The organism is Mycetocola manganoxydans (assembly GCF_003667545.1).
GTDB classification, from domain to species: Bacteria; Actinomycetota; Actinomycetes; order Actinomycetales; family Microbacteriaceae; genus Mycetocola_A; species Mycetocola_A manganoxydans.
The window spans coordinates 284,522-298,740 of sequence record NZ_RCUV01000003.1 but is presented as its reverse complement, the minus strand read 5'-3'; the positions used below and the strand labels follow the sequence as shown (position 1 = coordinate 298,740).

General features: G+C 66.9%; 10 protein-coding genes. 6 read left to right on the top strand and 4 right to left on the bottom strand.

The window, feature by feature from the left end:
- Positions 1-57: 57 nt before the first annotated feature.
- The 5 genes from D9V29_RS03695 to D9V29_RS03675 are packed head-to-tail and all read left to right on the top strand — an operon-like array spanning position 58 to position 6,250.
- On the top strand, positions 58-1,044 hold the full coding sequence (locus D9V29_RS03695; protein WP_121671970.1) for an ABC transporter permease: 987 nt from the start codon (positions 58-60) through the stop codon (positions 1,042-1,044).
- Positions 1,041-1,934, top strand: coding sequence for an ABC transporter permease (locus D9V29_RS03690; protein WP_121671969.1), 894 nt, complete (start codon positions 1,041-1,043; stop codon positions 1,932-1,934). Before D9V29_RS03695 ends, D9V29_RS03690 begins: the two co-directional genes overlap by 4 nt.
- A gap of 1 nt (position 1,935) precedes the next feature.
- On the top strand, positions 1,936-3,585 hold the full coding sequence (locus D9V29_RS03685) for a dipeptide ABC transporter ATP-binding protein (protein WP_121671968.1): 1,650 nt from the start codon (positions 1,936-1,938) through the stop codon (positions 3,583-3,585).
- A 20-nt stretch (positions 3,586-3,605) separates the two neighbouring features.
- Entirely contained in the window at positions 3,606-4,835 is a 1,230-nt protein-coding gene (locus D9V29_RS03680; RefSeq protein ID WP_121671967.1) for an acyl-CoA dehydrogenase family protein, read from the top strand.
- On the top strand, positions 4,832-6,250 hold the full coding sequence (locus D9V29_RS03675) for an LLM class flavin-dependent oxidoreductase (protein WP_121671966.1): 1,419 nt from the start codon (positions 4,832-4,834) through the stop codon (positions 6,248-6,250). Before D9V29_RS03680 ends, D9V29_RS03675 begins: the two co-directional genes overlap by 4 nt.
- Before the next feature lie 24 nt (positions 6,251-6,274).
- Here the strand turns inward: D9V29_RS03675 and D9V29_RS14865 are convergent, their stop codons facing one another.
- From D9V29_RS14865 to D9V29_RS14860, 3 genes are all read right to left on the bottom strand, one after another.
- Complete coding sequence (locus D9V29_RS14865; protein WP_183084899.1) at positions 6,275-6,448, bottom strand: hypothetical protein; 174 nt, start codon at positions 6,446-6,448, stop codon at positions 6,275-6,277.
- Between the two features lie 51 nt (positions 6,449-6,499).
- On the bottom strand, positions 6,500-9,988 hold the full coding sequence (locus tag D9V29_RS03670) for a DEAD/DEAH box helicase (protein ID WP_121671965.1): 3,489 nt from the start codon (positions 9,986-9,988) through the stop codon (positions 6,500-6,502).
- 110 nt (positions 9,989-10,098) lie between these two features.
- Positions 10,099-10,272 (bottom strand): hypothetical protein, encoded by a 174-nt coding sequence (locus D9V29_RS14860; RefSeq protein WP_183084898.1) that lies wholly within the window; start codon positions 10,270-10,272, stop codon positions 10,099-10,101.
- A gap of 141 nt (positions 10,273-10,413) precedes the next feature.
- Between D9V29_RS14860 and D9V29_RS03665 the strand changes: the two genes are divergently transcribed.
- Positions 10,414-13,911, top strand: coding sequence for a TM0106 family RecB-like putative nuclease (locus D9V29_RS03665; protein ID WP_121671964.1), 3,498 nt, complete (start codon positions 10,414-10,416; stop codon positions 13,909-13,911).
- Here the strand turns inward: D9V29_RS03665 and D9V29_RS03660 are convergent.
- Positions 13,908-14,204, bottom strand: a complete 297-nt coding sequence (locus tag D9V29_RS03660; RefSeq protein ID WP_121672036.1) for a GNAT family N-acetyltransferase — start codon at positions 14,202-14,204, stop codon at positions 13,908-13,910. The genes D9V29_RS03665 and D9V29_RS03660 overlap by 4 nt on opposite strands.
- Positions 14,205-14,219 lie beyond the last annotated feature (15 nt).

The following is a 14,219-nucleotide window of genomic DNA, read 5'->3' as shown; positions in this document are numbered from 1 at the left end:
GAGAACGGATGCCGCGTCGCGCGACGCGTGGCCGGCATCCGCTCCCGAGGAGCTCCCATGACATCCCTCCCCTTCGTTCTCCGGCGGCTCGGGCATTCACTGCTCGTCATCGCCCTCACCTACGTCTTCGTCTACGCCGTCCTGTTCTTCCTCCCCGGTGACCCGGTGGCGAGCAGGATCAACAATCCGCAGAATCCCATTCCGGCAGACCAGGCCGGGGCGATCCTCGAGTACTACAACCTCGACAAGGCTTCGATCGAACAGTTCTGGATCTCGGTCACGCGGCTGTTCTCAGGCGACCTGGGGTACTCCCTGGCGACAGGACGACCGGTCGCGGACCTGATCCAGCAGGGCCTCGGAGACACCGTCGCGCTCGCCGCTGTCGCCCTCCTGTTCACCATCGTGCTCGCTCTCGGGGTCGCCCTCGGCGCCGTCTTCGCGCCGTTCGCTCCGCTCCGAAAGCTCTTCGCCGTGCTGCCGGTGCTCGCGCTGTCGACTCCCGGGTTCCTGATCGGTCTTCTGCTCCTGCAGGTGTTCGCGTACCAGCTCGGCTGGTTCTCGTCGATCCGAGACGAGGGGGTCAAGTCACTCCTCCTGCCGGCGATCACCCTCGCCGTCGGGGTGAACGCGCCCATCGCTCAAGTCCTCATCCAGGGGCTGCGCAAGGCGTACGGCGAACCGTTCGTCACCGTGCTCCGTGCACAGGGCGTGCCCGAATACCGGATCATCACCGGACACGTGATCAAGAACGGCTCGATTCCCGCTGTCACCCTGCTGGGCCTGACGATCGGCGACCTGCTCGCCGGTTCGGTCATCGCCGAGGCGATCTTCTCCCGGGCCGGCCTCGGATTCGTCACCGAACAGGCGGTCCGTGCGCAGGACGGCCCGGTGGTCCAGGCGATCGTGATGATCGTGGCGATCGTCTTCACCCTCGTGAACCTCGTCACCGACCTCGTCTACCCGCTCATCGACCCGCGGATCCGGACGGCTCCGAAACCGGTCGCCGTGACGGTCGCACCGACGCAGAAAGCAGCAGTGTCATGACCGATTCGACCCTCGTGACCTCGCCGGCCAGCGCGCCCTTCCGCCGGTTCGCCCCGGGAGGCCCGACACGACGGGCGATCGCGGCCTTCCGCGGCGGAGGACGGGTCGCCGACGCCGCCGCCGTCCTGTTCCTCGCCCTCCTCGGGGTGGCGATCCTGTGGCCGGGGCTTCTCACCGCGTACGACCCGCTCGAAGCGACACCGGGCACCACGCTCGCGGGGCCGAGCCTCGCCCACCCGTTCGGCACCGACTATCTCGGACGCGACCTGCTCTCCCGGGTCGTCTTCGGCACCAGCCGCACCATCTCGGCGTCTCTTCTCGCCGTGACGATCGGTCTCGGCGTCGGATCGTTGCTCGGGCTCCTCGCCGCCTACTTTGGAAAATGGGTGGATGTGATCGTCAGCCGCGTCATCGACGTGCTCCTGTCGATCCCCGGGCTGCTGCTGTCGATGGTCGTCGTCGTCGCCCTGGGCTTCGGTGCGACCAACGCCGCGATCGCCGTCGGCATCGCCTCGGTGGCGACGTTCACGCGGCTCATGCGCTCGGAGGTGCTCACCGTCACAAACCTGACCTTCGTCGAAGCCGCCCACCACATCGGCGCAAAACGCTTCACCGTTCTGTTCCGGCACGTCCTGCCGAACTCCTACTCCGCGGTCCTGTCGATGACGGCCCTTCAATTCGGGGCATCCATTCTCTGGATCGCCGCCCTGAGCTTTCTCGGCTACGGAGCCCCGCCGCCCCAGCCGGAGTGGGGCCTCCTCGTCGCCGAAGGACGCGAGTACATCGTGTCGTCGCCATGGCTCACCCTCCTCCCCGGGCTCGTCATCGTGCTCACCGTGCTGTCGATCAGCCGGATCAACTCCATCTTCAGCTCCACTCGGAAGGACTGACATGACCCTCACGCTCCCCGCCACACCGACAACGCCCCCGACGACGGCACCGATCCTGGAAATCACCGACCTCACGATCGGCTACGCGAGCGGCCGTGCAGCCACAACCGTCGTCCGCGACGTCAGCCTCTCCCTCCAGGCTGGCAAGACCCTCGCGCTCGTCGGCCAGTCCGGCTCGGGAAAGAGCACGATCGCGCTCGCCGCCGGTGGGCTCCTGCCCGCCAACGGCCGGATCGAATCGGGCACGGTCCGCATCGACGGACAGGATGTCACGGAGCTGTCCCGGCGCGGATGGCATGGCCTCCGCGGCACCGTCGTCGGGTTCGTCCCGCAGGACCCGCTGAGCTCCCTCGATCCGCTGCAGAGAATCGGCTCCCAGGTCGGTGCCGCCCTGCTCCAGCATTCGTCGGCGACGAGACGCACCGTGCTCGAGCGCACCATCGCGCTGCTCGACCGGGTCGGCATCCGCGACCCCGAGCGGCGGGTGCGTTCCTACCCGCACGAGCTGAGCGGCGGTCAGCTGCAGCGTGTGCTCATCGCCATCGCGATCGCGGGTGAACCGAAGCTCCTCATCGCGGACGAACCCACGTCGGCTCTCGACGTCACGGTGCAGAAAACGATCCTCGACCTGCTCGGCGACCTGCAACGCGAACTCGGGCTCGCGCTGCTGTTCATCACCCACGACCTCGCTCTCGCCGGGGAGCGCAGCGACACGATCGCCGTGCTTCACCAGGGTGAGCTCGTCGAATCCGGGGCGACAGCCGACATCGTCGAGAACCCGCTCGACCCGTACACGCGCCAATTGTTCTCCGACGCCCCGGCGCTCTCGCCGGACAAATACCGCGACCGCCGTGCGGCATCCGTCCACCCCGCTCCCGAATTGAACGCGATCACGGTCTCGGGACTCGTCAAACGGTTCGGGTCGCACGCGGCCGTGGACGGCGTCTCGTTCACCGTCGCCGCCGGGTCCACGCACGCCCTCGTCGGGGAGTCCGGTTCGGGCAAGACCACCATCGCCCGCGCCATCGCGGGTCTGACGGCGTTCGACTCTGGTGAGATCCGGGTCGGCGACCGCACGCTCGAGAGAACCCCCGTGCACTCCAATCCCCACGCCCAGCAACTCCAGCTGGTGTACCAGAACCCGCTCGCCGCCCTCGATCCGCGCTTCTCCGTCCGGCGCGCTCTCGAGGAGCCGCTGATCCTCGCCGGTCAGCGCTCGCGGGCCGCACGGGCCGAACGGGTCGCCGAAGCACTCGACCAGGTGGCCCTGCCGTCGTCGGTTCTCGACCGGCGCCCCCGCGAACTCTCCGGCGGGCAACGCCAGCGGGTCGCGGTCGCGCGGGCCCTCATCTCACACCCCGGCATCCTCGTGCTCGACGAACCCACCTCCGCTCTTGACGTCACCGTTCAATCGCGGATCATCGACCTGCTCTTCGACCTGCGGGAGACGCACAACCTGACCTATCTGTTCATCTCCCACGACCTCAGCCTCGTGCGGCAGATCGCCGACGAGGTGTCCGTTCTCGACTCGGGCACCCTCGTCGAGTCCGGGCCGGTGAGTGAGATCTTCTCGGCACCGCGCAGCCCGTACACCCGCCGGCTGCTCGACTCCATCCCCGGCCCGTCCCGGGTCACGACGCTCTCATCCTGAGACCCCCAGAAACGGATGCCATGACTCTCACCACTCCCCGCCCCTGCCTTCACGGGCACGCCTTCACCTCGACCTTCCGCACGCTCGTCGACGACATCCGCCGCGGCGCCCTCGACAGGGAGCGCACCCGTCGCCTCCCGTTCGCCGAAGTCCGTGCCCTGCAGGAGATCGGCTTCGGCCGCCGCAGGCTGGCGGATGACGGCAGCCCGGCCACGCGGCTCGCCGACGTCTTCGACGAACTCATCGACCTTGCAGCAGCGGACTCGAACGTCGCCCACCTCTACCGTGGACACCTCGCGTTCGTCGAAACTCTCCTGCTCAACCCGGACTCGGCTGACAGCATCCGCTGGCGGGATCGCATCCTCTCCGGTGATTTTGTCGGCAACGCGCAGTCCGAGAAACAGGAGACCGCCGAGATCACTACCAGGATCACCCGGCTCGACGGCGTACCACTGCTCACCGGACGCAAGTTCTACACCACAGGAAGCATCTACGCCGACTGGATCTACCTCTCCGCCCTCGACGGCGACGAACGGGTGGGTGTGACCGTGCGAACAGCGCACAACGGGGTCAGCGTCGTCGACGACTGGGACGGATTCGGCCAGAAACTCACCGGGAGTGGAACCGCGGTCTTCACCGACGTTCCCATCGACCCGGCCGACATCACGCGAGCAGAACCGGACAGCCGCCAGTCCCGGTACCTCGCCGCCGTGTTCCAGTTGTGCCTGCTCGCCACCGCTGCGGGAATCGCGCAGGCGGCACTCGACGACACGGTCGACTTCGTGCGGCCCCGCCGCCGCATCTTCGGTTTCGCCGGCGAGGCGCTGCCGCGGGAGAACGAGCTCGTGCAGGCGGTCGTCGGCAAAGTCGCGAGTGCGGCGTGGTCGGCACGCGCGATCGTCCGTTCCAGTGCGGATGAACTCGACCGCGCCCTCCGGGACTCCATTTCCGGGCGCGGCACCGATGAGGCGTTCCTCATGGCCGAACTCAACGTGTTCAAGGCTCAGCAGGTGGTGTTGCCTCTCGTGCTCGACGCGACCACCGAACTGTTCGAGGTGGGGGGAGCATCCGCCGTCGGCACCGGGGCAGCGCTCGACCGGCACTGGAGAAACGCCCGCACCGTCGCCTCCCACAACCCCGCCGTCCAGCGGGCCAGGCAAATCGGGGACTACCACCTCAACGACAGGCCACCGAGCTGGCAGGGTGCAGGGGCGCCGGCAGAAACGACGCAGGGGAGCGCACGAGCATGAGCACCGAACCGAAGAAGCTCGCCCTCAACCTGTTCGAGATGGCGTGTGTGAGCCACATCACCCACGGACTGTGGGTACTCGAGGACAACAACCGCGACCGGTACGCCGACATCGACTACTGGACCGAACTCGCTCAACTCACCGAGGCCGGCGGGTTCGACGGAATCTTCCTCGCCGACGTCGTCGGAGCGTACGACGTGTTCCGCGGCGGACCGGAGACAGCGATCCGGGAGGGGCTGCAGATCCCCAACCTCGACCCGCTGACGATCGTTCCGGCGATGGCGGCCGTCACGAAGTCCGTTGGATTCGGGGTCACCTTCTCCACCAGCTACGAGCCGCCGTTCGCGTTCGCCCGCCGGATGAGCACGCTCGACCACCTGACAAAGGGGCGGATGGGCTGGAACATCGTCACCTCCTACCTGCCGAATGCTGCGCGCAATTTCGGTCTCGACGACGAAATTCCCCACGACAAGCGGTACGAGATCGCCGACGAATACCTCGATGTTCTGTACAAGCTGTGGGAGGGCTCGTGGGACGACGATGCCGTCGTGAAGGACAGGCAGGCGGGCGTGTTCAGCGACCCGGCGAAGGTGCGGTACATCCACCACGCCGGAGAGAACTTCCGCGTCGCCGGCCCGCACCTCGTTGCCCCGTCACCCCAGCGCACCCCCGTGCTCTACCAGGCCACCGGTTCACCGGCGGGGATCGAATTCGCCGGCCGGCACGCCGAGGTCGTCTTCACCGGCGGCAGGTCGGCCGCCGACTTCATCCGGAACACGGATGCGATGCGGGATGCCGCCGAGCGGCACGGTCGCGAGAGGAACGGCATCCGCTTCATCGTCCAGGCCGGTGTCGTGACCGGGCGAACGGATGCCGAGGTGGAGAGAAAGCTCGCCAGCTATCGCGAGCACTCGAGCGTCGACGGAATCCTCGCCCACGGCGGTTTCGCGATCGACCCGACCGCATACCCCCGCGAGACACTCGTCTCCGACATCCTCGAGCGCGAAGGGAAGACCGGGGTGCCGTTCGCGCGATCGCTTCCACCGGGAAAGACAGCGGGGGACCTCGTCGACGACGCACGGAACGGGAGGGAAGGCCGCTACTTCGTGGCGGGAACTCCCGGTGTCGTCGCAGACGAAATCGAACGCTGGCTCGACGAGGACGGTGTCGACGGGATCAACCTGCGCCAGTACCACTCGTTCGGGACCACGCGCGATTTCGTGGAGCTCGTCGTGCCAGAGCTGCGCAAGCGTGGCCGCCTGCGTGAGGGGTACGAACCGGGTGAAACCCTGCGCGAGCGACTGTTCGGTGGCGGAGCGCACCTGCCCGCCGAGCACATCGGTGCTCGTTACCGGGGCGGAGCGAACCTCGACAACCCGGTCGAGCCATTGCGTCTGGGGGAGCTCACGCGGTGAGCCGGCGGTGACGGGCGGGTCGGGTCAGGCGAGTGGGAAGTCGAGGTCGCTGAAGCTCGTGCCGCTGCCGGCGGAGGGGTCGTAGTCGAGGTGGAACTCGTCGTAACCGTCGGCGGCGGGGTCCGCTGTCGATGATGGCTCAGACGCATGGGCGATGCTGGGAGAGGCATCCGGGGGGCCCGCTGGTGTCGAGATCATTTGCACAGCATACGCACGCGGGCGGCTTCTGTCTCCCTCGGGAAACGGATGTCACTCGTCGCTGGGAACCCAGCGCGAACGGCGCTCCGTTTCGATGACGGCGAAGTCCTCGGCGGCACGCTCGATCGGCGTCGGTTCTTCGGGCGCCTCGAGCAGCCCGCGGATGTCGTCTGCGGTGAGCGCAGAGCTGAATACGGCGTCATCGTCCATCACAGCGTTGAACAGCTTTGCCTTCTGCGCCTTGAGCGCCATCACCTTCTCCTCGATGGTGCCGTTGGCGACCATCCGGTAAACGAGGACGTTCTTGGTCTGGCCGATCCTGTGGGTCCGGTCGACGGCCTGCGCCTCGGTCGCCGGGTTCCACCACGGGTCGAGGAGGAACACGTAATCCGCCTCGGTGAGGTTGAGGCCGAACCCGCCCGCCTTGAGGCTGATGAGGAAGACCGGGGCGTCGCCGTCCTTGAACTTCCTGATGACATCCGCCCGCCTGGTCGTCGAGCCGTCGAGGTAGGCGTACGGGATCCCCTCGGCGTCGAGTCGCGCGGCAGCCTTGCCGAGGAACGACGTGAACTGGCTGAAGATGAGGGCACGGTGGCCCTCGGCGAGTACATCCTCGAGCTGTTCGAAGAGCGCGTCGAGCTTCGACGACGGAACGTTCGCGTATTGCTCGTCGACGAGGGAGGCGTCGAGGCTCAGCATGCGGAGCAGCGTGAGCGAGCGGAAGACGATGAACCGGTTCTTGTCCATGTCGTCGAGCAGGCCGAGCAGTTTCTGCCGTTCCCGTTGCAGGAACGTGTCGTACAGCTTGCGGTGCTTCGGATTGAGGTCGATGGTGAGCACCTGCTCCTGCTTCGCGGGCAGGTCGGTGGCGACGAGTTCCTTCGTGCGGCGCATCATCAGCGGGCGGATGCGACGCCGCAGTCGCGTGAGAAGCTCAGGCCGGTCCCCGGCTTCAATCGGTTTCGCGTACTCGTCGAGGAACTTGCGGGCTGACGGGAACAGGCCAGGTGCCACGATCGCGAACAGCGACCACAGTTCGAGCAGATTGTTCTCCATCGGCGTTCCGGTGATCGCGAGCTTGAACGGGGCGTCGAGGTCGCGGGCCGACTGGTGCACCTTCGCGGTGCGGTTCTTGACGAACTGCGCTTCGTCGAGGATCAGCCCCGCCCATTCGTGCCTCGCGTACGAGTCGAAATCGAGACGGAACAGTGTGTACGACGTGATGACGACATCCGCTGTGCCGACATCGGTGAGCGGGCCGCTCTTCGCACGCGTCGCGGTGATGGTGCGCACGTCGAGGTCCGGCGCAAACCGTGCGGCTTCGATTCCCCAGTTCGAGACGACGGATGTCGGGGCGACGACGAGGAACGGACGCCGCTTCTCCTTCTCGGTCGTCTCCTTCGCATGCGCCATCAGGGCGAGGGTCTGCAGCGTCTTGCCGAGCCCCATGTCGTCGGCGAGGATCCCGCCGAGCTGGTGCTTGTAGAGGAACGCCAGCCAGGTGAAACCGTCGAGCTGGTACGGGCGGAGCGTGGCCTGGATGCTGGAAGGCAGCGGCACGGGCTCGACGGTGTCGATCTCGCGCAGGCCGGAGACGGCGCTCCGCCAGGATGCGGCCTGCTCGGACTCGTCTGCGAGATCCTCGAGGTCCTCCCAGAGGCTCGACTGGTAGCGGCTGATCCGCATGCCGGTGTCCCACTCGGCGAGGCTCCTGGCCTCCTCGATCAGGTCGTGCAGTTGCTCGAACGCCGGCTGCTGCAGCGAGAGGTAGCTGTTGTCGACGAGCAGCAGCTTGGTCTGGCCCTTCGACAGCGCCTTGAACAGTGGGCCGAACGGGATTTTCTGCCCGTCGATGGTCACGATAACGCCGAGGTCGAACCAGTCCCGCTGGTCGGTTTCGACGGTGGTGACCTTGAGTTTCGGGGTCTCGGTGAGCTCGCGGTAGTCGGGCCTCGTGCCGATCACGTCGACCCGGACCCCCTCGACCGCTTCGATGCCTGGGAGCACCTTGTCGGTGAACTCGGCAGCGTCGAGCCCGATGAGGGTCCTGGACTCGAGGGGTGTGATGGCGCGGGCCCGATCCGCGATCACGTGCTCGATCTGGAGGTCTCGTGAACCGGAGTCGTGGGCTGTCGCGTAGAGCGGCATCCGTGTCGTTGTCGTGCCCTCGCGGTACTCCCAGTCCCACTCGAGTGCGAGGGTGTGCTTGGCCGAGAACGCCGCGGTGAGCACGAGAACAGGGGGAATGACCGGGGGAAACTCGACGGTCTCATCGGTCGAGGTGATCGGGATCGAGTGTCGAAGACGCGGGTAGAACTCGGCGAGGAATTCGTCGATGTCTGCGGCAGGTACGACGACGTCCGAGGACTGGCCGACGAGGCGCTGCTGCTCCTCGGTGAGCCGTTCCGGTGCCCGGGCGAGCACGAAACTCGGTGCAGGCTCGAGGGCGTAGGCGTACACCCCGTGGTCGCCGAGGAGCCCAGCGGACTCGGCCGGATGGGTCACTCCGTCGATCGTGAGGGTGGGGACGAGGCGCAGGTCGGTATCCGCTGTGGCGTCGAGGCCGACGAGGGCTGTGTCACCGATCCGGACGCTCGCGTCCTTGCGGCTGCCGACGAGTTCGATCCCGAGGGATCGCGCTTCGGAGAGGAGGTTCCACAGCAGGGGACTGTTGAAGTCGTCGAGGTAGAGCCAGTCCAGGTCCTGGCCGACGGTATACACGTTGCGGGCGGCCCGATGAAGCGCGGCGAACTGGCTGAACCAGCGGTGCTGTTGCGGGTCGAGGCCGAGCCGGTTGACCTGATAACTGAACGTGTTCCAGCCGACGTTCGTGCGGACCCAGTTGCCCTTTTCGTTCCGGATGACCGGCCGCACCCCGAGCCTGTACTCACCGGACCCGGTCGTGCTCTTTGCTGTGCGTGCGGTTGGACCGTTCCAGCGGTGGCGGGTGCGCGGGGTCTGCTCCCGCAACTCGAATTGCAATCCCATCGGCGTCGGCGCGCTTCCGGATGCCGCGAGCTGGCCGGTCAGTGCACCGACAGCGGATTTCCACTCGGGTTGAGCGGGGCCTCGGGGAACCTCGGGTTCCTTCTCATCCCAGGTGTCACTCGGCCACGTCGTCTCGCCTGAGTACCACTCGTCTGCGGATCGCAGGTTGCGTTCGATCCATTGACGGTCGCGCGACAAAGCATCCGGGTCATCCTGTGTTCCGGGCTGGAGATCGATGTTCTTCACCGCTCGTGCGTTGCTCGCGAGCAAGGTGGCAGCGACGTGTTTGCAGCTCGCGCGGAGCGGGCAGGTGCAGCTGGAGGTCGTCGGTCGGCTGAATTCCTTGCGGGCGGGAGCGAGCACGACCCTGCACCGATACGGATCAGGAGCTGTGCCCTGCACCTCAGCGGTCAGGCTGCCGGCGTCATGGTCCCAGTCGAGGTCACGGACGGCACCGTTCCTGGCGTACGCGGTCGCACGATTGAACGCGGAGTTGCCGACGAGACGGATGATGTCGGTGACATCCACCAGGGGAGCGGCGGGAGACGACATCCGTTCATTCTCTCATCCTTCGGCCTGCGCCTTGCCCGAAGCGCAAAAGTGGTTCACAGTCCCTCGCTTGCGGAGGGACGGTGAACCACTCGTGGAACTTCGTGGGGGACTTAGTCGGCGGGGCCGCCGGACACAGTGTCGCGGTCGGTGTCGTCACCGGTGTCGGTGTTGGTGCCTGAACCGTCTGGGATGCCATCGGCCGACTGCCCGGGACGATCGGTGGTCTCGTCGTGGTGCGAACGGTCGCGGGGCTTCGGGGTCTCGGTTGTGTCGTTGTCAGTCATGGCCCCACGCTACGCGGCCGGGGGTCGTTCGCGATAGAGCAGTGCGGGCATCCGTGCGTTTGTGCTACAACCACCGGGCGAAGCAGGGTCTGATGTCGGCGGCTGCCGCTAGCCTCGGAACTGCCCGACCTCGGAGGTCCCATGTTCTTCCTCGACGAATCGCTCTCTCGCGCGTGCCTTGTCACCAGCGCGAGCGACCTCACCGTCGCGTCCACGTGCGAGTTCGCCTTCCTGCGCAAACTCGACGCCAAGCTCGGCCGCACGGAGCGTGTCGACGAGGTGGTCGACGCGATGCTCGCGCGCACAGGAAGGCTCGGAGACGAACACGAAGCCCGGGTCCTCGACGCCTACCGTGCTGAATTCGGGCCCGGTGTCGTCGAGATCGAGCGCCCCGCTGAGTTGACGCGCGACGCGCTCGCCGAGGCCGTTGCCGCCACGAAGCGTGCGTTCGACGCCGGAGCCGATGTCGTCTTCCAGGCCACGTTCTTCGACGGGAACTTCGTCGGGTTCGCCGACTTCATCGTGCGGCAGAGCGACGGCCGGTACCTCGTGCAGGACACCAAGCTCGCCCGCTCGGCGAAGGTGACCGCTTTGCTCCAGCTCGCCGCCTACGTCGTCCAGTTGCGGCAGCTCGGCGTCGAGCCGGCCGACACCGTGCAGATCCTGCTCGGCAACGGGATGACGAGCACGCACCGGGTCAGTGACATCCTGCCCGTCTACCTCAAGCGTGAAGAGCGGCTGCACCGGATCATCGCGGAACGGTTCGACGACCCCAACAATGCCGCTGTGGTCTGGGGAGACGCCCGATACACGATCTGCGGCCGCTGCGAGACCTGCGAAGCCGAGATCCTTTCCTCTCGTGACGTGCTCCTCGTCGGCGGGATGCGTGTGACCCAGCGGGCCCGGCTCGCCGCGCACGGCATCACCACGATCGAGCAACTGGTCGACTTCGACGGTGAGGCGAGCGACGTCGGCATCGGTGCCTCAACGCTCGCCGGCCTGCGCCTGCAGGCCCAGTTGCAGCTCGAGGGCCCACCGGAGCCCGGCCCCGGCACGCCGCCGCCGGTGCGGGTATTCAATCCGCTCGCACTCGCCGCGCTGCCCGAACCCGACCCCGGCGACATCTTCTTCGACTTCGAAGGTGACCCGCTGTACACCGAGGGCGAGGGCCGTTCGTGGGGGCTCGATTACCTCTTCGGGCTCGTCGACGTCGACGGGACCTTCACGGCGTTCTGGGCACACAGCTTCGCTGAGGAACGCGTCGCGCTCCGCAACTTCCTCGACTACGTCGCCGACCGCAGGCGTGCATTCCCGAACCTGCATATCTATCACTACGCCTCATACGAGCGCACGCACCTGTCGTCGATCGCTGCCCGCCACGGCGAGGGCGAGGACGAGGTCGATCAGCTGTTCCGCGACAACGTCCTCGTCGACCTGTACCCGATGGTGAAGAAGAGCATCCGGGTCGGCTCCCGCTCCTACTCGATCAAAAAGCTCGAACCGCTCTACATGGGTGACGAACTGCGCGAGAGCGACGTGAAAGACGGAGCAGCGTCGATCACCGAATACGCGGATGCGCGGGAGCTGATCGAGACCGGAAACGACACGGACGGGCAGCACAAGCTCGACGAGATCGGCGACTACAACCGGTACGACTGCGTTTCGACGCTTCGCCTTCGAGACTGGCTGATCGAACGCGGTCGTGAGCACGGCATCCAGCCCGGCACGTTGCACGAAGCCAAGGACTCCGTCCCGGACATCGAGCCGTCACCGCTTCGCTATGCCCTGCTCTCGATCGCCGGTGACCGTCTCGCCGCCGGGCGAAGTGCCGACCAGACCGCCGCCGCCTTCGCGGCAGCCGCCATCGACTACCACCAGCGGGAACAGAAAAGCTTCTGGTGGGCTCACTTCGCGCGCCTGATCCAGGACGTCCAGTCCTGGGAAGACAACCGAGACGTCCTCGTCGTCGAAGACGGCGGAGCATCGGTCGAGAAGCCGTGGTTCCGGGAGGGCAAGCAGCGCACCGACCGGCGCTGGGTGCGGCTCACCGGAAAATGGGCACCGGGCAGCAGCGTCAAACCGGGTGATTCAGCCGGACCGTTCGTGCTCTACGAGCACCCGGGCCCGTTCGAGGCGACGGTCGGCGACCCCGGCTCCCGCCCGACGCGCTCCGTGAAGGTGCTCGAGGTCGACGATCGTGGCGCCCTCGTCGAAGAAACCCTTCAGGCGGGCATCGAGCCGTTCGACGACCTGCCGATGGCGCTCACTCCGTCCGCGCCCCCGCCAGCCGGGCAACAGAAACCCGCCATCGAGGAATGGGCGCAGGCCATCGTCGACGCGCAGCCGGAGTGGCCGAGCGACCCGGTCGTCGACATCCTCCGCCGCACGCCACCCCGCACCCGATCCGGCGCTCTCACCCCGGTGACCGGGGAGCGCATCGACGCGGTCATCGCGAGCATCCTCGATCTCGACCGTTCCTACCTCGCCGTGCAGGGCCCGCCAGGCACGGGCAAGACCTACCTCGGCGCGCACGTCATCGCCGCTCTCGTCCGCGACCACGGCTGGAAGATCGGTGTCGTCGCGCAGTCCCACGCCGTCGTCGAGAACCTGCTCACCGCCGTCGTCAAGGCCGGGCTGCCCGCCGGGCTCGTCGGCAAGGTGAAGAAGACAGGGGTGGATGCCACGAGCGTCCCCTATACGCCGCTCGATGCCAACGGGCACCTCATGTTCGCCACCGAGAATGACGCGACTGGCTTCGTGCTCGGCGGCACCGCGTGGGACTTCAGCAACAAGGCCCGAGTGCCGCGGCACAGCCTCGACCTGCTGGTCATCGACGAAGCAGGACAGTATTCGCTCGCGTTCACGATCGCGGCGAGCGTCGCTGCCAGGAACCTCATGCTTCTCGGCGACCCGCAGCAACTGCCGCAGGTGAGCCAGGGGCTGCACCCGGAACCGATCGACACGTCCGCGCTGGGTTGGGTGAGCGACGGGCACGACGTTCTTCCGGCCGACCTCGGCTACTTCCTCGCCGAAAGCAGGCGGATGCATCCCGCCGTCACCGCACCGGTGTCGCGGCTGTCATACGAGGGTGAGTTGCACGCACACGAGGTCACCTCCAGCAGGTACCTCGACGGCATCGAACCCGGACTCCACATCGAAGCCGTCGAACACGCAGGCAACGCCGTCGCCTCCGCCGAGGAGGCCGCGCGAGTGGTCGAGCTGGTGCGGGCGGCGATCGGCAGATCGTGGACAGACCCGACCGAGTCCCGTGACGACGACCCGCTCGACCAGGACGACATCATCGTCGTGTCTCCGTACAACGCGCAGGTGGCGCTGGTGCGCGACACCCTCGCAGCCGCTGGGTTCGACCGCGTTCGGGTGGGAACCGTCGACAAGTTCCAGGGCCAGGAGGCTGCGATCGCGATCGTGACTCTAGCGGCATCCGCTGCGTCCGAGGTACCGCGGGGGATGGGGTTCCTGATCCTGAAGAACCGGCTCAACGTCGCCATCTCGCGCGCAAAATGGGCGGCGTACCTGGTGTACTCGCCGGCGCTCACCGATTATCTGCCGGTCAATGCGCAGGGAATAGCCGAACTCAGCGCCTTCCTCACGCTCGTGGAGCCTGGCGGGAAAAGCTAGGCCTTCGCGTCGCGGCGAAGCAGGTCGGCGCGTTCCGGGTGGGAGTCGAACCAGTCGACGACGAAGGAGCACACCGGAACGATCCGGTCCGTTGTCCTCGATGCGACATCATTCACCGCGAACTCGATGAGGGATGCCGCGTGGCCGTGTCCGCGTCGCGCCGGCGACGTGTATGTGTGGGTGAAGTAGATCTGCCCGGGTCGCTCCGAGTAGTCGGCAACACAGACCAATTCGTCGCCGATCCGAAGGGTGTAGCGGCGAGCGTCGGGTTCGTGGGCGAAGTCGGGAGCCATCCTGCCAGCGTAGTT

Coding starts and splice junctions, on each gene's coding strand:
- D9V29_RS03695 (WP_121671970.1), top strand. CDS start 58: ATGACATCCCTCCCCTTCGTTCTCCGGCGGCTCGGGCATTCACTGCTC.
- D9V29_RS03690 (WP_121671969.1), top strand. CDS start 1,041: ATGACCGATTCGACCCTCGTGACCTCGCCGGCCAGCGCGCCCTTCCGC.
- D9V29_RS03685 (WP_121671968.1), top strand. CDS start 1,936: ATGACCCTCACGCTCCCCGCCACACCGACAACGCCCCCGACGACGGCA.
- D9V29_RS03680 (WP_121671967.1), top strand. CDS start 3,606: ATGACTCTCACCACTCCCCGCCCCTGCCTTCACGGGCACGCCTTCACC.
- D9V29_RS03675 (WP_121671966.1), top strand. CDS start 4,832: ATGAGCACCGAACCGAAGAAGCTCGCCCTCAACCTGTTCGAGATGGCG.
- D9V29_RS14865 (WP_183084899.1), bottom strand. CDS start 6,448: ATGATCTCGACACCAGCGGGCCCCCCGGATGCCTCTCCCAGCATCGCC.
- D9V29_RS03670 (WP_121671965.1), bottom strand. CDS start 9,988: ATGTCGTCTCCCGCCGCTCCCCTGGTGGATGTCACCGACATCATCCGT.
- D9V29_RS14860 (WP_183084898.1), bottom strand. CDS start 10,272: ATGACTGACAACGACACAACCGAGACCCCGAAGCCCCGCGACCGTTCG.
- D9V29_RS03665 (WP_121671964.1), top strand. CDS start 10,414: ATGTTCTTCCTCGACGAATCGCTCTCTCGCGCGTGCCTTGTCACCAGC.
- D9V29_RS03660 (WP_121672036.1), bottom strand. CDS start 14,204: ATGGCTCCCGACTTCGCCCACGAACCCGACGCTCGCCGCTACACCCTT.